Here is a 16,801-nt window from a genome sequence, read left to right as displayed (position 1 = left end):
ACTCCTTGTAATTAGATGGCTACGCACGCATGCGAGTGATGCGGATAACCCCGGTAAGGGCGCGCAGTTTTTTGATCACGCGGGCCAGGTGTACACGGTCGTGTACGCTGACCACCAGTTGGACCACGCTGATGCGACCATCGCGTTCGTCCATGCTGATCTTTTCGATATTGCCGTCGGCAGCGTTGACGCTGCTGGCCAGCAGCGCAATCAGGCCGCGCTGGTGTTCCAGTTCGACGCGCAATTCAACGTTGAACTCGCCGGTAACGTCCTTGGCCCACGACAGCTGAATGCACTTTTCGGGGTTGTGGCGGATTTCACTGATATTGCGGCAGTTGTCCAGGTGCACGACCATGCCTTTGCCTGCGGACAAATGGCCAACGATCGGATCCCCCGGGATCGGCGTACAGCATTTGGCGTAGCTGAGCACCAGGCCTTCGGTGCCGCGAATCGCCAGCGGGCCTTCCGGGCTCGGCAATGCTTCGCCTTCGCCCAGCAGGCGTCGGGCCACTACATAGGCCATGCGATTGCCGAGGCCGATATCTTCGAGCAGGTCTTCGATATGCTCCAGGCGGTATTCCTGGAGCATGGCCTGAACGCGCTCGGCCGGGATCTTGTCCAGCGCGCTGTTGAAGCCGTTAAGCACCTTGTTGAGCAGGCGTTCGCCCAGGTTGACCGACTCGGAACGACGTTGCAGCTTGAGCGCATGGCGAATATGGGTACGCGCCTTGCCGGTGACCACAAAGTTAAGCCAGGCCGGGTTGGGTCGGGCGCCGGGAGCGCTGACGATCTCGACCGTGGAGCCGCTTTGCAGCGGCTCGGACAGCGGTGCGAGACGCCGGTTGATGCGACAGGCGATGCAGCTGTTGCCCACATCGGTGTGCACCGCGTAGGCAAAGTCGACGGCCGTGGAGCCTTTGGGCAGCTCCATGATCCGTCCTTTGGGCGTAAACACGTAGACCTCGTCCGGGAACAGGTCGATCTTCACGCTTTCGATGAATTCGAGGGAGTTGCCGGCGCGTTGCTGCATTTCCAGCACGCCCTTGACCCATTGCCGCGCCCGGGCGTGGGTGCCCGTGTGCTGCTCGTCGCCACTGGACTTGTAAAGCCAGTGGGCGGCGATGCCGTTGTTGGCCATTTCTTCCATTTCACGGGTACGGATCTGGATCTCGATCGGTACGCCATGCATGCCAAACAGCGTGGTATGCAACGACTGGTAGCCGTTGGCCTTGGGAATGGCGATGTAGTCCTTGAACCGGCCCGGCAGGGGCTTGTACAAATTATGTACAGCGCCCAGCACGCGGTAGCAGGTGTCGACCTTGTCGACGATGATCCGGAATGCGTAAACATCCATGATCTCGTTAAAAGCCCGGCGTTTGCCGCGCATCTTCTTGTAGATGCCGTAGATATGCTTTTGACGACCGCTGACTTCGCCCTGAATGCCATCGATGGCCAGGCAGTGGCTGAGCGATTCTTCAATTTTGTTGACGATTTCCTTGCGATTGCCCCGGGCGCGTTTGACCGCCTGATAAATGCGCGCGGAGCGCATCGGGTACATCGCCTTGAAACCGAGGTCTTCGAATTCGATACGAATGCTGTGCATGCCCAGCCGATTGGCGATGGGTGCGTAGATTTCCAGGGTTTCCTTGGCAATCCGTCGGCGTTTTTCGCCGGACAGCACTTCGAGGGTGCGCATGTTGTGCAGACGGTCAGCCAGCTTCACCAGGATCACGCGGATATCGCGTGCCATGGCCATGGCCATCTTCTGGAAGTTTTCAGCCTGGGCTTCGGCCTTGGTTTCGAAGTTCATCTGAGTCAGCTTGCTGACTCCATCGACTAGGTCGGCCACGGTTTCGCCGAACTGCGCTACCAGCGCTTCCTTGGCAATACCGGTGTCTTCAATCACGTCATGCAGCATGGCCGCCATCAGGCTCTGATGGTCCATATGCATGTCGGCAAGGATATTTGCCACTGCCAGCGGGTGCGTGACATAAGGCTCGCCGCTGCGTCGGCGTTGGCCGTCGTGGGCTTGTTCTGCGTAGAAGTACGCCCGGCGGACCAGATTGACCTGGTCCGGGCCGAGGTACGCCGACAAGCGATCGGCGAGGGCGTCTATGCTCGGCATGAGGAAACCTCCTGCCAAAACTTTTTACCCTTCGCCGTGCTACGTCGACCGGGCATAGGCTTAGTTCGCCTCGTTGGACTCGTCCTCGAACGCTGCGAACAGCGGTTCGTCTTCGACGATTTCAGCGTTGGCGATAAACTCGTAGCTCATCAGGCCTTCTGCGATTTCGCGCAGGGCAACAACGGTAGGCTTGTCGTTTTCCCACTGCACCAGAGGCTCTTTACCGCCGGTGGCCAGTTGACGGGCACGCTTGGTAGAGAGCATGACCAGCTCAAAGCGGTTATCCACGTGTTCTAGACAGTCTTCAACGGTTACGCGGGCCATGGTCTTCCTCGTAGCAAATGCAATATGCGCGCTGCCCGGATGGGCGAGCGGACTGAACAGTTTAAAAAATCACCAGCCATTAGGGAAGCGCTGATTTTTCCGTCACTGCTCCTAAAACCTCTGTAAGCGCCAATGTAAAGCCCTTACAGGGGTTTTGGGAAGTGTTCATTAACCGAGCAGTTCGGCCAGTAATTTGCCAAAACGCTGTTGCTGGCGTTTTTGTTGAAGGCGATTGGCACGGAAAATGGCCTTCAAGTCTTCAAGTGCCAGGGCAAAATCGTCGTTGATGATCAGGTAGTCATAGTCCACATAGTGGCTCATTTCACTCACGGCTTCACGCATGCGTGCGTCAATGATTTCGTCGCTGTCCTGGCCACGGTTGTCCAGACGCTGACGCAAGGCTTCCTGGCTCGGCGGCAGGATAAAGATCGAGCGCGCCTGCGGCATCAGCTTGCGCACCTGCTCTGCACCTTGCCAGTCGATTTCCAGAATCAGGTCGTGGCCTTCATCCAGGGTCTGCTGCAGGTGGCTTTGCGAAGTGCCGTAAAGGTTGCCGAACACTTCGGCACGTTCCAGGAAGTCACCGTGCTCAATCATTTTCACGAACTCTTCGCGCTCGACAAAATGATAGTTCACGCCATTCACTTCACCTGGGCGCATGGCACGGGTGGTGTGCGAGACCGATACCCGGATCTGCGGCTCAACGTCGATCAATGCCTTGACCAGGCTGGTCTTGCCTGCGCCCGAAGGAGCAGAAACGATATAAAGGGTGCCAGTGCTGTGGGTCATGTCAGGGTGTGCCTTACTCAATATTCTGTACTTGTTCACGCATCTGCTCGATCAACACCTTGAGGTTGACCGCCGCTTGGGTACTGCGTGGATCGAATGCCTTGGAGCCCAGGGTATTGGCCTCGCGATTCAGTTCTTGCATCAGGAAGTCCAGGCGTCGCCCGGCAGCACCCCCCGACTTGAGTACGCGGCGTACTTCAAGAATATGGGTGCTCAGGCGGTCCAGCTCTTCGGCCACGTCGCTTTTTTGCGCGAGCAGAACCATTTCCTGTTCAAGGCGCTGGGGGTCAAGCTCGGCCTTCATGTCGGCAAAGCGATCGAGGACCTTTTGACGCTGGGTGGCGAGCATTTGCGGTACCAGCTCGCGCAGGGTTTCGACATCGCTTTCGATGGCGGTCAAGCGATCGCTGATCAGTCGGGCCAGTTCCGCGCCTTCGCGCTCACGGCCGTTTTTCAGTTCTTGCAGGCCTTGCTTGAACAGCGCCAGGGCCTGGGTGTTCAAGGCTTGCGGGTCGCTGGCATCGGCTACCAGAACACCGGGCCAGGCCAGGACTTCCAGCGGGTTGAGCGCGGCAGGCTGCTTGATCAGGCTGGCGATGGTCTCGGCGGCGGCCACCAGCTGGGCGGCACGCTCGCGGTCAACCTGCAGCGGCTTGCCGGTGGTTTCTTCAGTGAAACGCAAAGTGCATTCCAGCTTGCCCCGGGAGATGCCCTGGCGCAGCGCTTCACGCACCGCGCCCTCGAGGTCACGGAAAGATTCAGGCAGACGCAGGTGCGGCTCCAGGTAGCGGCTGTTGACCGAACGCAGCTCCCAACTCAGGGTGCCCTGAGTGCCGGCGCTTTCGACGCGGGCAAAGGCGGTCATGCTGTGCACCATGGACGGTACCTCGCGATTGGATGAGTTAAGCCTGGCGGCAGGTTAGACGACAGATTGTAACGCAGTGCGGGCAACTGCCCCAAATGGCGTCGGTCGTAAATACATCCAATCTTCGTTCCCCGCCAGGGTTCACAGACGCGCCCTGCGCAGCCATGGCCTTTCCTTTATAATGCTCGGCAGTTTTCCGTCCCGTACAGGTATCCCACATGAAACGTCCAAGTGGTCGCGTTGCCGATCAGCTCCGCCCGATCCGCATCACCCGCAACTACACCAAACACGCAGAGGGTTCTGTACTGGTCGAGTTCGGTGACACCAAAGTCATCTGCACCGTCAGCGTCGAGAATGGCGTACCGCGGTTCCTCAAAGGCCAGGGCCAGGGCTGGCTGACTGCCGAATACGGCATGCTGCCACGCGCCACCGGCGACCGTAACCAGCGCGAAGCCAGCCGCGGCAAGCAAGGCGGGCGCACCCTGGAAATCCAGCGCCTGATCGGCCGCTCCCTGCGTGCTGCACTGGATATGTCCAAACTGGGCGATATCACTTTGTACGTCGACTGCGACGTAATCCAGGCTGACGGCGGCACCCGCACTGCCTCGATCACCGGCGCCATGGTTGCTCTGGTCGACGCCCTGAAGATCATCAAGAAGCGTGGCGGCCTCAAAGGCGGCGACCCGATCAAGCAGATGATCGCGGCGGTATCGGTGGGCATGTACCAGGGCGTACCGGTACTTGACCTGGACTATCCTGAAGATTCGGCAGCCGAAACCGACCTCAACGTGGTGATGACCAGCAGCGGCGGTTTCATCGAAGTTCAGGGCACCGCCGAAGGCGCACCGTTCCAGCCTGAAGAGCTGAACGCCATGCTGGCACTGGCACAAAAAGGCATGAACGAAATTTTTGCCCTGCAACAAGCGGCATTGGCCGACTAAATTGCCGGATTGACTGTCAAAGCCTTCAAACGACCAACCGGAGAACGTGATGAGTGAGCTGGATCTTTCAACACCCAAACCGGGCCGCGACGCCCGGAAATGGGCGATGTTCTGTCATTTTTCGGCGTTCCTCGGGATGTGGTTTCCGTTTGGCAGCCTGATCGGCCCGCTGATCCTGTGGCAGGTAAAGCGCGAGAGCGACCCGTTTATTGACGACCAGGGCAAGGAAGCACTGAACTTCCAGATCACCGTGGCGATTGCTTCGGCCATTTGCTATGTGCTGATGTTCGTGCTGATCGGCTTTGCGCTGCTGGGCCTGGTACTGATTGGCGCGGTAGTGCTGGTGGTGATTGCAGGGGTCAAGGCCAATGACGGGGTGGTGTACCGTTATCCCTTCACCTGGCGGCCGATCAAGTAACGTTTCAGTCAGCAACTCAGGCGCCTTGTTGAAAAGCCCACCTCGGTGGGCTTTTCTACGCTTGCTGGTTGCGGGAGCCAAATCAACAGGTGAGTGGACGTCAGTACGATGCTTTGTTTATCCAGGCATTCGTTTAACGACAACTACTTACTTATGCGCGCTAAATAAACCATGCCTTTAAGAGAGCCTCATTTTAAAGCGCACCGTTATTTATCGCGCCATGTTAGTGCAATGGCCATCTGTGAATACCGAATTTAAAAAAAGACCAAGTGGCACTTGAAAATATTCTATTGACTATTTGTTTTTGCTCGTCTAGTTTTTATGTCGACTGCTTGATCAGTCTTCGCCACTATCTTTAAGGATAAAGATATTATGAAAACTGCCGTGATGAACTCTCCAAAAGGTGCTGCACCCCATTGCTCTGCCGGCAGTGGACACCGATAGAAGCAGAGATAGCGATCCAGTATTATAAAAACTTTTGTTTCTCAATAAAAATACCAAGCAATGTATCCCGTCCTGCCACCCGCGCTGGAAGTGGATGAAATCTGGCATCATCTTATCTTGGATATGCGAACTTATAGGGATGCCTGTTAGCCTATATTTGGGCATTACATGATAACCCTATGGAAACGTCGAACGTGAAGTTGACCTATGAGCAAAATCTAAAGGAAAACTTATGGAATTTTATTGTCAGTCGACTCTTTCCATTTTTTGGCATTTCCATCGCTGCGGCGCTGCTCGCGCACAAGAATATTGCCGATCTTCCTGTGTTCGCCTATGTCCTGGCGATCTTTTCAGTTATATCTACCCTTTTCTACATGCCGCTGGCGGCCATTGGCAATATCGTTCATGATCAAAAAAATGCGCTCACTCCCCAGGCAATCTTTGAGAGCGGACTGTCGATAGCGGTTTTATTCGCTGCCATTGCGTTTGCCGCAGCCCTTGCCGTATTCGCTTACCTCCCCTCCATCCGTTTTCTGGACAGCCTTGACAGGGATAAACTCTTTTACCTGTCTCTTATTTATATTCCGGCCATCCCTTTGCTGGTAATCAATACCTTCACCCATCTTTTCCACGAAGCCTCTGGACACTCCTTGCCGTGTGCAACCGTAAAGAAGTGGTGCACGTGTGCAGGCTGCGCATTCCTGATGTTTTGTTTTGTTTTTTGCAGCAAGCACGACTTTGTTTTCTTGGCTGTTGGCTACTTCTTGATTGTCGAAACAGCCCTCTTCATCTCCCTGGCCTGCCTCTCTATGCGGCTCGGATACCGGCACATCCTCGTCAAGCCAAAAATACTGGCAGACGTCGTTTCAATGGGCTTTCCTATTGCCGCCGGGGTAGCGGGGCAAAAATTGTACTTTTACCTGCTTAACGGAAAACTGCTGTCGCTGAATGAAAGCCTGGTTGCCGATCTATCGATCTGTATGTCTATTATCGGATTTCTCAGCATTCCGGTCATGGCGTTCGCTCAGCTACATAGCGTCTATACCAGCCAGCATATCGTGGATGCGGACAAGATCTACCCGCGCGGACAACTAGCCGCCGCCGTGCTCATGGCCGTGATTGCAGGGGGGGGTTATGCGCTGGGAAGCGGTTTGTTTTTTATCTTTGGCGACCGCTCGCTGACGTTTACCAGTGAAGGATTTGTGGCGATATGCATGTCGGTATTGAGCTCGCTTTACTTCTCGCTCACGGCAAGCCACTTGCGGGCAATGCGAGACACCCTGATCCCTCAAGTACTGATCAATACCTTTATGCTTGCAGGGTTTATCCCGGTCATTTACCTGTATGACTTTAATAGCCCTTCAATCTATCTATTCATCGTACTGCAGGCTGTTGTCACTTTTATTGCCGCTGTGCTTTTGCAGTACCGGATACGCACCTTGCATAAACGAACGCCCAGTTTCGCCTGAAAGTGCCTCGGATACAAAAAAGGCCCCCGCCCTTGATAACAGAGCGGGAGCCTTTTTCTGGATCTGCGATCAACACTTAGATAGTCAGTGTCCAGTCGTAGTCCACGATCAATGGCGCGTGCTGCGAGAAGCGTGGCTGACGCGGCATGCGAGCGCTTCGTACAAAGCGGCGCAAGCCCGGTGTCAGCAGCTGGTAGTCAAAACGCCAGCCCAGATTCAGCATCTCGGCCTGTTCGTTATCCGGCCACCAGCTGTACTGGTCACCTTCCCGACTGACTTCACGCAGGGCATCGACATATCCCATGTTGCCGACAATCTCATCCATCCAGGCCCGTTCAGGCGCCAGGAAGCCGGGCGATTGCTGGCTGTCGCGCCAGTTTTTAATGTCGAGTTTCTGCTGCGCCACATACAGCGAGCCGCAGTAGATGTACTCACGACGCTTGCGACGCTGCTTATCCAGGTAGCGGGCAAAGTCGTCCATTAGCTTGAATTTTTGATTCAAGTCTTCATCGCCGTTCTGCCCCGAAGGGAGCAGCAAGGTCGCGATGCTGACCTTATCGAAATCGGCTTGCAGGTAGCGCCCGTAGCGATCGGCCGTCTCGAAGCCAAGCCCGGTGATGACTGCTTTCGGCTGTAACCGCGAGTACAAAGCCACGCCACCTTGGGCGGGGACTTCGGCGTCACAGGCATAAAGAAAGTAGCCATCGAGCTGGTAGGCTGGATCGTCCAGTTCAAAGGCGGAGGCACGGGTGTCCTGCAGGCAGATAACGTCGGCATTCTGAGCTTGCAGCCAACTGAGCAAACCGCGCTCGACTGCCGTCTGAATACCATTGACGTTCACACTGATGATCCGCATAAATGGCCCCAAAAATCACGTGCGTGTATGATACACGCCGTCTTACTAATTAGCTAAATCCGTGGTATCTGGGGACTTTTTTCATGCAAGCGTATCAGCGCGATTTCATCCGCTTTGCCATCGATCGTGGCGTTTTGCGCTTCGGTGAGTTCACCCTGAAGTCGGGCCGTACCAGCCCTTACTTCTTCAATGCCGGGCTGTTCAACACCGGCTCTGCACTGGCCCAGCTGGGGCGCTTCTATGCTGCCGCCATCGTTGACAGCGGTATTTCCTTCGACGTGCTGTTTGGTCCGGCCTATAAGGGCATCCCCCTGGCGGCGACCACTGCCGTAGCGCTTGCCGAGCACCACGACCGTGATCTGCCGTGGTGCTTCAACCGCAAGGAAGCCAAGGCTCATGGCGAAGGCGGTAGCCTGGTTGGCTCGCCGCTTGAAGGCGATATCCTGATCATCGACGACGTGATCACGGCCGGTACCGCTATCCGTGAAGTGATGCAAATCATCCAGGCCCAGGGCGCCAAGGCGGCCGGCGTGATGATTGCCCTCAACCGTCAGGAGCGCGGCAATGGCGAGCTGTCGGCGATCCAGGAAGTCGAGCGCGACTTCGGTATTCCGGTGATCAGCATCGTTTCGTTGAACCAGGTTTTGCAGTTCCTGGCCGAAGACGAAACCCTCAAGCAATACCTGCCAGCCGTTGAAGCGTACCGGGCGCAGTACGGGATTTAATCCCCTCGCCCATCAAAAAGCCCCGCCCGGATCACTCCGGGCGGGGCTTTTTTTGGTTCTGCTTAAGCCGGTTTGCTGTTGGTAATCAGCGTACCCACACCGGTATCGGTGAAGATTTCCAGCAGTACGGCATTCGGAACGCGACCGTCGACGATATGCGCCGTGGTCACGCCACCTTGCACGGCTTCCAGCGCGCAGCGGATTTTTGGCAACATGCCACCATAAATGGTGCCGTCGGCGATCAGGTCATCCACCTGAGCGGTAGTCAGGCCGGTCAGCACCTTGCCTTCCTTGTCCATCAAGCCGGCGATGTTGGTCAGCAGCATCAGTTTCTCGGCCTTGAGGGCTTCGGCAACCTTGCCCGCCACCAGGTCGGCGTTGATGTTGTAGGACTCGCCATTGGCGCCCACACCGATTGGTGCGATAACCGGGATGAAGTCACCCTTGGTCAGCATGTGCAGCAGGTCGGTATTGATGTCGATGACTTCGCCCACATGACCGAAGTCGATGATTTCCGGCTTGGTCATTTCCGGCGTCTGACGGGTCACGACCATCTTTTTGGCGCGAATCAGCGTCGCGTCCTTACCGGTCAGGCCGATGGCACTGCCGCCGTGGCGGTTGATCAGGTTGACGATTTCCTTGTTCACATGGCCGCCCAGCACCATTTCCACCACATCCATGGTTTGCGAGTCGGTCACGCGCATGCCGTCGATAAAATGGCTCTCGATGGATAAACGCTTGAGCAGATCACCGATTTGCGGGCCGCCACCGTGGACCACGACCGGGTTGATACCCACGGCCTTCATCAGCACGATGTCACGGGCAAAGCCGGTTTTCAGGTCATCGTTCTCCATAGCGTTGCCGCCGTACTTGATCACCAGCGTCTTGCCGACGTAACGGCGAATGTAGGGCAGCGCTTCGGACAAAACCTTGGCGACGTTGGAGGCGGCATCACGTTCGAGGGTCATTCAGGGCTCCGGTAGAACAAGTCGATCAAAACGGTAGTTGGAGATCAGGTGCCACACGCTTCAATTGAGCGTGAAAGACATCCTTGATGCGTTGCAGTTCGGCCTCTGTTTCGGCCTCGAATCGCAGCACCAGCACCGGCGTGGTGTTGGAGGCGCGAACCAGGCCCCAGCCATGAGGGTAGTCAACCCGCACACCATCAATGGAGGTCAACTCGGCGGCCTCGCCCCATTGAGCATCGTGCAGAGCCTCAATGATGCTGAATTTGCTCTCGTCCGTCACATCGATATTGATTTCAGGCGTAGAAATATCGTTCGGGAAGGTCTCAAACAGCTCTTCAGCGGTTGCCTGACGCTTGCTGAGGATCTCCAGCAGGCGCGCAGCGCTGTAGATACCGTCGTCAAAACCGAACCAGCGCTCTTTGAAAAAGATATGCCCGCTCATTTCGCCAGCCAGCAGGGCGCCGGTTTCTTTCATTTTCTTTTTGATCAGGGAGTGACCGGTTTTCCACATCAGCGGGCGGCCGCCACAGGCTTCAATCCAGGGTGCCAGTCGACGTGTGCACTTCACGTCGAAAATGACCTCGGCTGTCGGGTTACGCTCCAGGACATCCTGGGCAAACAACATCAGCAAACGGTCCGGGAACACCATGGTGCCGGTGTTGGTCACCACGCCCACGCGATCGCCATCACCATCGAAGGCCAGGCCTACATCGGCATTGCTTTCCTTGACCTTGGCAATCAGGTCCACGAGGTTTTCCGGCTTGCCCGGGTCAGGGTGATGGTTGGGGAAGTTGCCATCCACCTCACAGAACAACGGGATCACTTCACAACCCAACGCTTCAATCAGTTGCGGTGCAATCACGCCAGCAGCGCCGTTGCCGCAATCGACCACTACCTTCAAGGGCTTGGCCAGCTTGATGTCACGGGTAATCACTTCGGCGTAGCGCGACAAGATATCAACGCGTTCAATGCTGCCTTCGCCCCAGGTCAAATCGTTGGTTTTCAGGCGTGTATGCAATGCCTGAATTTGTTCGTTGGCCAGCGTATCGCCCGCGATCACGATTTTAAAACCGTTGTAGTTCGACGGGTTGTGGCTGCCTGTGAGCATGACCCCCGACTTGCCTGCCAATACGTTAGCCGCGTAATACAGGGCGGGTGTCGGCACCAGCCCCACATCACTGACCTGGCAGCCACTGTCCGCCACACCCTGGATCAGGCGTTCGACCAGCTCAGGGCCCGACAAGCGCCCATCCCGACCTACCGACACATGGGGCTCACCCTTGGCCAGGCTCTCGGCGCCAATGGCGCGGCCTATCCAGTACGCGGTTTCAGCCGTCAAGGTTTCCGGCACCACGCCACGAATATCGTAGGCGCGAAAAATGCTGTCAGGGAATTTCGGTGCGACCGAAGCTGAGCTACTCATTGTAGGGGGAGACTCCATGTTCAGAGGGGTTCGGGAATGCGTGAAAGGCCAGGCAGGACGCCTGGCCTTGAAATACAAATCAGAGCTTGCCGGAGTGGCCAAAACCGCCAGCGCCACGCTGGCTTTCGTCGAACTCTTCGACCAGCTCAAAGTGCGCCTGCACTACCGGCACCAGCACCAGTTGAGCGATACGCTCGCCGATGGTGATGTTGAAGGCGGTCTGGCCACGGTTCCAGCACGACACCATCAGTTCGCCTTGATAGTCAGAGTCGATAAGGCCGACCAGGTTCCCCAGTACGATACCGTGCTTATGGCCCAGGCCCGAGCGCGGCAGGATCAGGGCGGCAAGGCCCGGGTCGCCGATGTACACCGACAGGCCGGTGGGGATCAGCAGGGTCTGGCCCGGCTCCAGAACGGTGTCTTCTTTAAGCATGGCGCGCAGGTCCAGGCCGGCAGAGCCAGGAGTGGCGTACTGCGGCAGCGGGAATTCGTTACCAATGCGAGGGTCGAGGATTTTGGCTTGCAAAGCGTGCATACGAGTTAAACCTGGTTCAGACGTTCGGCGATAAAAGTGACCAGCTGGCGGGCAATCTTGCCCTTGCTGGTCTGGGCAAATACGGTGGCGTGCAGTTCGCGATCAATCACGCTGCAGGCGTTCTCTTCGCTGTTGAAGCCGATGCTGGGGTTGGCCACATCATTGGCGACAATCAGGTCGAGGTTTTTGTCTTTGAGCTTGCGCGCAGCGTAATCGAGCAAGTTCTCGGTTTCTGCGGCAAAGCCGACACTGAAAGGGCGATCAGGGCGTGAAGCGATAGTGGCCAGAATGTCTGGATTGCGCACCATTTGCAGCAACAGGCCGTCACCTTTGGTAGGGTCTTTCTTTAGTTTTTGCGGGGCAATGACTTCCGGGCGGTAGTCTGCAACAGCAGCAGACGCTATAAACACGTCACAGGGGATCGCCGCCTCACAGGCTGCGAGCATGTCACGGGCACTGACCACGTCGATACGGGTCACGCGATCCGGGGTCGGCAGGTGTACCGGGCCGGTAATCAGGGTCACACGGGCGCCGGCTTCCACTGCTGCTTCAGCCAGGGCGAAGCCCATTTTTCCGGAGCTGTGGTTGGTGATATAGCGCACCGGGTCGATGTTTTCCTGGGTAGGGCCTGCGGTGATCAGCACGTGCTTGCCGGTTAGCACCTGACGCTGAAAACACTCGGCGGCGCAGCTCACCAGATCATCCGCCTCGAGCATGCGGCCAAAGCCCACGTCGCCACAGGCCTGGCTTCCGGAGGCCGGGCCAAACACGCGCAGGCCGCGGCTTTCGAGCAACCGGGTATTGGCCTGGGTGGCCGGGTCGCGCCACATGGCCTGGTTCATCGCCGGAGCGATGGCAACCGTGGCATCCGTGGCGAGCACCAGGGTGGTCAGCAGGTCATTGGCCAGGCCTTGGGCAAGGCGGGCAATCAGGTCAGCGGTTGCAGGTGCAATCAGTACCAGGTCGGCCCACTTGGCCAGCTCGATATGCCCCATGGCCGCTTCAGCCGCAGGGTCGAGCAAATCCAGATGAACGGGGTGCCCGGACAACGCCTGCATGGTCAGAGGCGTGATGAATTCGCTGCCGCCACGGGTCATGACAACCCTTACTTCCGCGCCTTGGTCCAGTAGACGGCGAACCAGCTCTGCACTCTTGTAAGCCGCGATGCCGCCGCCGACGCCCAAAACAATGCGTTTTCGATACAGCCGCTGCATAGGCCTGCCTTTTAGTTCGATGATGACTGCGCAGAAAATGGCCAAATGCCGCGCAAAAATGATGGGCTAAGATAACACAGCGCCTGCCAGGGAACAGCGGCGCCCATTTACAAGGAGGTGTTATGAGCATTCGAGATTGGCCTGCGGCGGAGCGCCCGCGGGAGAAGCTTTTGCAACACGGATCAGGCAGTCTTTCAGACGCCGAACTGCTGGCAATCTTCTTGCGCACCGGGGTTTCGGGCAAAAGTGCAGTCGATCTGGCGCGCCATCTGCTCAGCGAGTTTGGCAGCCTGCGGGCCTTGCTCGAAGCCGATCTGCGCGCATTCTGTCTCCCGCTCGGGCTGGGCCCGGCCAAGTTCAGCCAGTTGCAGGCCGTACTCGAAATGAGCCGCCGCCACCTGGCCGAACGCTTGCGCCGCGACAGCGCGCTGGAGAGCCCGCAAGTCGTTCGGGATTATCTCAAGTCATTGCTGCGCCATGAGCCACACGAAGCCTTCGGCTGCCTGTTTCTGGACTCCAGGCACCGCATGCTGGCCTTCGAGGTGCTGTTCAGGGGCTCGATAGACAGCGCCAGTGTCTACCCGCGCCAGGTGGTCAAGCGTGCCCTGGCGCACAATGCGGCAGCGGTGATTTTCTGCCACAACCATCCCTCGGGCATCAGCGACCCCAGCAAGGCTGACCGCACGTTGACCAAGCGCCTGATCCAGGCGCTTGATCTGATCGAAGTGCGGGTGCTGGATCATTTTATAGTCGGTGACGGCCAGCCGCTTTCAATGGTCGAGCGCGGCTGGATGTAAGGCTCAGGGCTTAACGCTGACTGTTGAAAAGTCTTGGCGCCCAAACGGACTCACCTGATATCCCTGTACGTCTTTACGGGTCAGTGCGTAGGCCGTTGGATGGGCCAGCGGTAGCCACAGCGCCTGTTGCTGGATCTGCGCTTGCGCCTTTTGATACAAAGCACTGCGTTTGTCCTGATCGGTCAGGGTTTTGCCCTGGCTGATCAAACCGTCCAGCGCCTTGTCGCAATAACGCGCAAAGTTGGTTCCGGATTTCACTGCCGCACAGGAAAACTGCGGCGTGAGGAAGTTGTCCGGGTCACCGTTATCGCCTGCCCAGCCCATAAACAGCAGGTCATGCTCGCCAGCCTTGGCGCGACGGATCAGCTCGCCCCATTCGATCACCCGGATATCGGCCTGGACACCCACCTTGGCCAGGTCGGCTTGCAGCAACTGCGCGCCCAGGCTCGGGTTGGGATTGAGCACGCTGCCTGTCGGGCGCGTCCAGATCGTGGTTTTGAAGCCGTCTTTCAGACCCGCCCTGGCCAGTAATTCACGGGCTTTTTGCGGATTGTGGGCATAGCCCGGCAAGTCTTTGGCATAACTCCAGGTGGTCGCCGGGTAAATACCGTTGGCCGCTTGGGCGCTGTTTTCAAACACGGCCTTGAGATAAGTGTCCTTGTCGAAAGCCAGATTGATGGCCTGACGTACCTCGGGTTTATCCAGCGGTGGATGCTGGCTATTGATGGCCACAAACGCGGTCATGAAGGCCGGGGTCTGCGCTACAGCCAGCGCTGGATCCTTGGCGGCAGCTGCGACGTCCAGCGGCTTGGGCGAGAGAGCAATCTGGCATTCATTGCGACGCAATTTTTGCAGCCGCACGTTGGCGTCCGGGGTGATGGCAAAAATCAGCCCGTCAACGGCTGGCTTGCCGGCAAAGTAGTCCGGGTTGGCCTTGTAGCGCACCACCGCGTCTTTCTGGAAACGGTTGAATACAAAAGGCCCGGTACCTATCGGCTGGCTGTTCATCAGCTCCGGTGTGCCTGCTTTCATCAGCTTGTCGGCATATTCAGCCGAGTAGATCGAGGCAAAGCCCATGCTCAGCGCTGGCAAGAAGGTCGAATCAGGGCGACTCAGGGTGAAGCGCACGGTCAGCGGATCCGGAGTTTCAATTTTTTTGATCAGCTCAGGCAACTGCAAGGATTGCGCGTGGGGAAAACCGCTTTGCGCCACCTTGTGCCATGGGTTGGCAGGGTCAAGCATGCGTTCGAAGCTGAAACGCACGTCATCGGCATTCAACTCACGGCTGGGGGAAAAATAAGGCGTGCTGTGGAACTTGATCCCGGGACGCAGCTTGAAATCGTACACAAGACCATCAGGGGACACTGACCAGCTTTGCGCCAGCGAAGGCACCAGCTTCGCGGCTTTAGCGTCAAAGTCCAGCAGGCGGTTCATCAGCACGTCTGCCGAGGCATTGGTGGTACTGAGCGAGTTGTACTGCACAACGTCGAACCCTTCAGGGCTGGCCTCGGTGCAAACGCTCAAGGTGGCCGCGTGTACGAGCGGGCTCAGGCAAAAGGTGAGCAAAAAGGGGACGGCAGCGAGGCGCATGATCTGTTTCCTGTACAAGTCGATAAGGCCCATCTGCAAGTGCAGTCTGGAAAAGTCTTACCCTAGTGTTCTGGTACTCAAATGACCACTTTTTAATGGCATTCGACATCCTGTAGTCGCTGTCGCAGGCCGGGAAAGGGCTTCCAGGGCCTTGAGCAAGCGTGAAAAGGCGACCACTACGTGCTCGATCGCAGCCTTCGGCAGCGGCTACGAGCGGGCACCAGCCCCCGAAACCTTTCACCCAGCGACGAGCGGTAAAACGCCACAAGGCATAGACGCCGCGCGGATTGGCGTTAAAATGGCGGCTTCATTAATTACACCAAATCACACTGCTTGTTGTTGCTCTTTAGTCTTTCTGGTATAAAGCAGCGCTCTTTTCTAGGGGCCCGGTTCCTGCGTTTGTAGGTGTAGCCGGTAAGACCCTTAAAGAAACGCGGCGCCTGGCGCCATGACTGAGAGATTAAGCGGCCAACCCATGCCGGGTTGGGCATGTGGTTTTAGAGGGCTGAGGCATGTCGAGAGTCTGTCAAGTTACCGGTAAGGGTCCGGTGACTGGGAATAACATTTCCCACGCAAATAACAAAACCCGTCGTCGTTTCCTGCCGAACCTGCAGCATCACCGCTTCTGGGTTGAAGAAGAGAAACGTTTCGTACGTCTGCGCGTATCTGCTAAAGGCATGCGTATCATCGACAAGCGTGGCATCACTGTCGTGCTGGCCGAAATCCGCCGTGCTGGCAAGATCTAAGGGAGCTAATCATGCGTGAATTGATCCGTTTGGTGTCGAGCGCTGGTACAGGCCATTTCTACACCACTGATAAGAACAAGCGCACCACTCCGGACAAAATCGAAATCAAAAAATTCGATCCGCGGGTTCGCAAGCACGTGATCTACAAAGAAGCCAAAATCAAGTAATTGGTTTTTCTTCTTACGAAAAAGGCCCATATCTCACGATACGGGCCTTTTTTGTGCGCGTTTGTCAGCCTTAGCCGCACATATAGCTCTGCATAAGGTTGTTTTCGTCGACGACCACGCGAAGGCGGTCTGCGTTGTGCTCTCGGGTGTAGCCTATGCCCGGCCTCTCGACACGCAACTCGGTTGCCCCGGACTCCCGGCGCAGCATCTCCAGCAAAGCAGGCGTCGCCTCAGGCGCAACCAGAAAATTGATCGCAACCGTTTTGCACTTGCCGTCCTCCTCAGCCATCGCGGGCATGGAGCAAAACCCCAGCAGGACGCTGGTGGTCAACAACAGGCGTTTCAAAGTATTCAGACTGGACATGGGGCTTCCCTGTTTTCAGATAAATGAAATAACGCTGCGGG

At 57.1% G+C, this 16,801-nt stretch carries 17 protein-coding genes and 1 pseudogene; 7 read left to right on the top strand and 11 right to left on the bottom strand.

What is annotated here, in order from left to right; translation table 11 throughout:
• Positions 1-19 precede the first annotated feature (19 nt).
• The 4 genes from spoT to HBN79_RS06305 form a co-directional block, all read right to left on the bottom strand.
• Positions 20-2,125, bottom strand: a complete 2,106-nt coding sequence (gene spoT, locus HBN79_RS06320; RefSeq protein WP_094999716.1) for a bifunctional GTP diphosphokinase/guanosine-3',5'-bis pyrophosphate 3'-pyrophosphohydrolase — start codon at positions 2,123-2,125, stop codon at positions 20-22.
• A 60-nt stretch (positions 2,126-2,185) separates the two neighbouring features.
• Entirely contained in the window at positions 2,186-2,449 is a 264-nt protein-coding gene (gene rpoZ, locus HBN79_RS06315; RefSeq protein ID WP_016782707.1) for a DNA-directed RNA polymerase subunit omega, read from the bottom strand.
• Between the two features lie 168 nt (positions 2,450-2,617).
• Positions 2,618-3,238, bottom strand: a complete 621-nt coding sequence (gmk, locus tag HBN79_RS06310; protein WP_016782706.1) for a guanylate kinase — start codon at positions 3,236-3,238, stop codon at positions 2,618-2,620.
• 13 nt (positions 3,239-3,251) lie between these two features.
• The gene (locus HBN79_RS06305) at positions 3,252-4,115 is read right to left on the bottom strand and encodes a YicC/YloC family endoribonuclease (RefSeq protein ID WP_095017870.1); all 864 of its coding nucleotides are present in this window, start codon (positions 4,113-4,115) and stop codon (positions 3,252-3,254) included.
• A 206-nt stretch (positions 4,116-4,321) separates the two neighbouring features.
• On the opposite strand from HBN79_RS06305, the gene rph reads away from it, so the two are divergent.
• The 3 genes from rph to HBN79_RS06290 all read left to right on the top strand — a co-directional run bounded on the left by rph (position 4,322) and on the right by HBN79_RS06290 (position 7,375).
• Positions 4,322-5,044, top strand: coding sequence for a ribonuclease PH (gene rph, locus HBN79_RS06300; RefSeq protein ID WP_016782701.1), 723 nt, complete (start codon positions 4,322-4,324; stop codon positions 5,042-5,044).
• 49 nt (positions 5,045-5,093) lie between these two features.
• Positions 5,094-5,462 (top strand): DUF4870 domain-containing protein, encoded by a 369-nt coding sequence (locus HBN79_RS06295; RefSeq protein ID WP_094999718.1) that lies wholly within the window; start codon positions 5,094-5,096, stop codon positions 5,460-5,462.
• 638 nt (positions 5,463-6,100) lie between these two features.
• The gene (locus tag HBN79_RS06290; protein ID WP_169916454.1) at positions 6,101-7,375 is read left to right on the top strand and encodes a hypothetical protein; all 1,275 of its coding nucleotides are present in this window, start codon (positions 6,101-6,103) and stop codon (positions 7,373-7,375) included.
• A gap of 76 nt (positions 7,376-7,451) precedes the next feature.
• On the opposite strand, the gene HBN79_RS06285 is transcribed toward HBN79_RS06290, so the two are convergent.
• Positions 7,452-8,231: an exodeoxyribonuclease III gene (locus tag HBN79_RS06285; protein WP_016782698.1), complete on the bottom strand. Its 780-nt coding sequence runs from the start codon at positions 8,229-8,231 to the stop codon at positions 7,452-7,454.
• Positions 8,232-8,314: 83 nt separating this feature from the next.
• On the opposite strand from HBN79_RS06285, the gene pyrE reads away from it, so the two are divergent.
• Positions 8,315-8,956 carry an orotate phosphoribosyltransferase gene (pyrE, locus tag HBN79_RS06280; RefSeq protein ID WP_094999720.1) on the top strand — a complete coding sequence of 214 codons (642 nt, stop codon included), beginning with the start codon at positions 8,315-8,317 and terminating at the stop codon, positions 8,954-8,956.
• A gap of 62 nt (positions 8,957-9,018) precedes the next feature.
• Here pyrE and argB read toward each other — a convergent pair whose 3' ends face one another.
• The 4 genes and pseudogenes from argB to coaBC all read right to left on the bottom strand — a co-directional run bounded on the left by argB (position 9,019) and on the right by coaBC (position 13,096).
• On the bottom strand, positions 9,019-9,924 hold the full coding sequence (gene argB / locus HBN79_RS06275) for an acetylglutamate kinase (RefSeq protein ID WP_016782696.1): 906 nt from the start codon (positions 9,922-9,924) through the stop codon (positions 9,019-9,021).
• Between the two features lie 25 nt (positions 9,925-9,949).
• Positions 9,950-11,371: pseudogene (locus HBN79_RS06270) on the bottom strand (phosphomannomutase/phosphoglucomutase); the annotation flags it as partial.
• 55 nt (positions 11,372-11,426) lie between these two features.
• Positions 11,427-11,882, bottom strand: coding sequence for a dUTP diphosphatase (gene dut, locus HBN79_RS06265; RefSeq protein WP_016782694.1), 456 nt, complete (start codon positions 11,880-11,882; stop codon positions 11,427-11,429).
• Positions 11,883-11,887: 5 nt separating this feature from the next.
• The gene (gene coaBC, locus HBN79_RS06260) at positions 11,888-13,096 is read right to left on the bottom strand and encodes a bifunctional phosphopantothenoylcysteine decarboxylase/phosphopantothenate--cysteine ligase CoaBC (protein ID WP_094999723.1); all 1,209 of its coding nucleotides are present in this window, start codon (positions 13,094-13,096) and stop codon (positions 11,888-11,890) included.
• A 122-nt stretch (positions 13,097-13,218) separates the two neighbouring features.
• Between coaBC and radC the strand changes: the two genes are divergently transcribed.
• Positions 13,219-13,893, top strand: a complete 675-nt coding sequence (gene radC / locus HBN79_RS06255) for a DNA repair protein RadC (RefSeq protein WP_095020512.1) — start codon at positions 13,219-13,221, stop codon at positions 13,891-13,893.
• A gap of 3 nt (positions 13,894-13,896) precedes the next feature.
• Here radC and HBN79_RS06250 read toward each other — a convergent pair whose 3' ends face one another.
• Positions 13,897-15,483: an ABC transporter substrate-binding protein gene (locus tag HBN79_RS06250; protein ID WP_094999725.1), complete on the bottom strand. Its 1,587-nt coding sequence runs from the start codon at positions 15,481-15,483 to the stop codon at positions 13,897-13,899.
• Between the two features lie 512 nt (positions 15,484-15,995).
• On the opposite strand from HBN79_RS06250, the gene rpmB reads away from it, so the two are divergent.
• Together rpmB and rpmG are read left to right on the top strand one after the other, a co-directional pair.
• Positions 15,996-16,229: a 50S ribosomal protein L28 gene (gene rpmB / locus HBN79_RS06245; RefSeq protein WP_019410280.1), complete on the top strand. Its 234-nt coding sequence runs from the start codon at positions 15,996-15,998 to the stop codon at positions 16,227-16,229.
• Between the two features lie 11 nt (positions 16,230-16,240).
• Positions 16,241-16,396 carry a 50S ribosomal protein L33 gene (gene rpmG / locus HBN79_RS06240; protein WP_003437824.1) on the top strand — a complete coding sequence of 52 codons (156 nt, stop codon included), beginning with the start codon at positions 16,241-16,243 and terminating at the stop codon, positions 16,394-16,396.
• A gap of 70 nt (positions 16,397-16,466) precedes the next feature.
• Here rpmG and HBN79_RS06235 read toward each other — a convergent pair whose 3' ends face one another.
• Positions 16,467-16,760: an I78 family peptidase inhibitor gene (locus HBN79_RS06235; protein WP_094999726.1), complete on the bottom strand. Its 294-nt coding sequence runs from the start codon at positions 16,758-16,760 to the stop codon at positions 16,467-16,469.
• Positions 16,761-16,801: the final 41 nt, after the last annotated feature.

The sequence above is a fragment of the Pseudomonas sp. WS 5051 genome, assembly GCF_012985715.1.
GTDB lineage: Bacteria > Pseudomonadota > Gammaproteobacteria > Pseudomonadales > Pseudomonadaceae > Aquipseudomonas > Aquipseudomonas bubulae.
Note: the sequence above shows the minus strand (reverse complement) of the source record. Positions and strands in the feature narration are given on the sequence as shown.

Bases quoted from the DNA above. Each gene is read 5' to 3' on its own strand.
- dut (WP_016782694.1), bottom strand. From the start codon at position 11,882: ATGCACGCTTTGCAAGCCAAAATCCTCGACCCTCGCATTGGTAACGAA.
- rpmB (WP_019410280.1), top strand. From the start codon at position 15,996: ATGTCGAGAGTCTGTCAAGTTACCGGTAAGGGTCCGGTGACTGGGAAT.
- HBN79_RS06295 (WP_094999718.1), top strand. From the start codon at position 5,094: ATGAGTGAGCTGGATCTTTCAACACCCAAACCGGGCCGCGACGCCCGG.
- spoT (WP_094999716.1), bottom strand. From the start codon at position 2,125: ATGCCGAGCATAGACGCCCTCGCCGATCGCTTGTCGGCGTACCTCGGC.
- gmk (WP_016782706.1), bottom strand. From the start codon at position 3,238: ATGACCCACAGCACTGGCACCCTTTATATCGTTTCTGCTCCTTCGGGC.
- coaBC (WP_094999723.1), bottom strand. From the start codon at position 13,096: ATGCAGCGGCTGTATCGAAAACGCATTGTTTTGGGCGTCGGCGGCGGC.
- pyrE (WP_094999720.1), top strand. From the start codon at position 8,315: ATGCAAGCGTATCAGCGCGATTTCATCCGCTTTGCCATCGATCGTGGC.
- HBN79_RS06285 (WP_016782698.1), bottom strand. From the start codon at position 8,231: ATGCGGATCATCAGTGTGAACGTCAATGGTATTCAGACGGCAGTCGAG.
- radC (WP_095020512.1), top strand. From the start codon at position 13,219: ATGAGCATTCGAGATTGGCCTGCGGCGGAGCGCCCGCGGGAGAAGCTT.
- argB (WP_016782696.1), bottom strand. From the start codon at position 9,924: ATGACCCTCGAACGTGATGCCGCCTCCAACGTCGCCAAGGTTTTGTCC.
- rpmG (WP_003437824.1), top strand. From the start codon at position 16,241: ATGCGTGAATTGATCCGTTTGGTGTCGAGCGCTGGTACAGGCCATTTC.
- HBN79_RS06250 (WP_094999725.1), bottom strand. From the start codon at position 15,483: ATGCGCCTCGCTGCCGTCCCCTTTTTGCTCACCTTTTGCCTGAGCCCG.
- rpoZ (WP_016782707.1), bottom strand. From the start codon at position 2,449: ATGGCCCGCGTAACCGTTGAAGACTGTCTAGAACACGTGGATAACCGC.
- HBN79_RS06235 (WP_094999726.1), bottom strand. From the start codon at position 16,760: ATGTCCAGTCTGAATACTTTGAAACGCCTGTTGTTGACCACCAGCGTC.
- rph (WP_016782701.1), top strand. From the start codon at position 4,322: ATGAAACGTCCAAGTGGTCGCGTTGCCGATCAGCTCCGCCCGATCCGC.
- HBN79_RS06305 (WP_095017870.1), bottom strand. From the start codon at position 4,115: ATGGTGCACAGCATGACCGCCTTTGCCCGCGTCGAAAGCGCCGGCACT.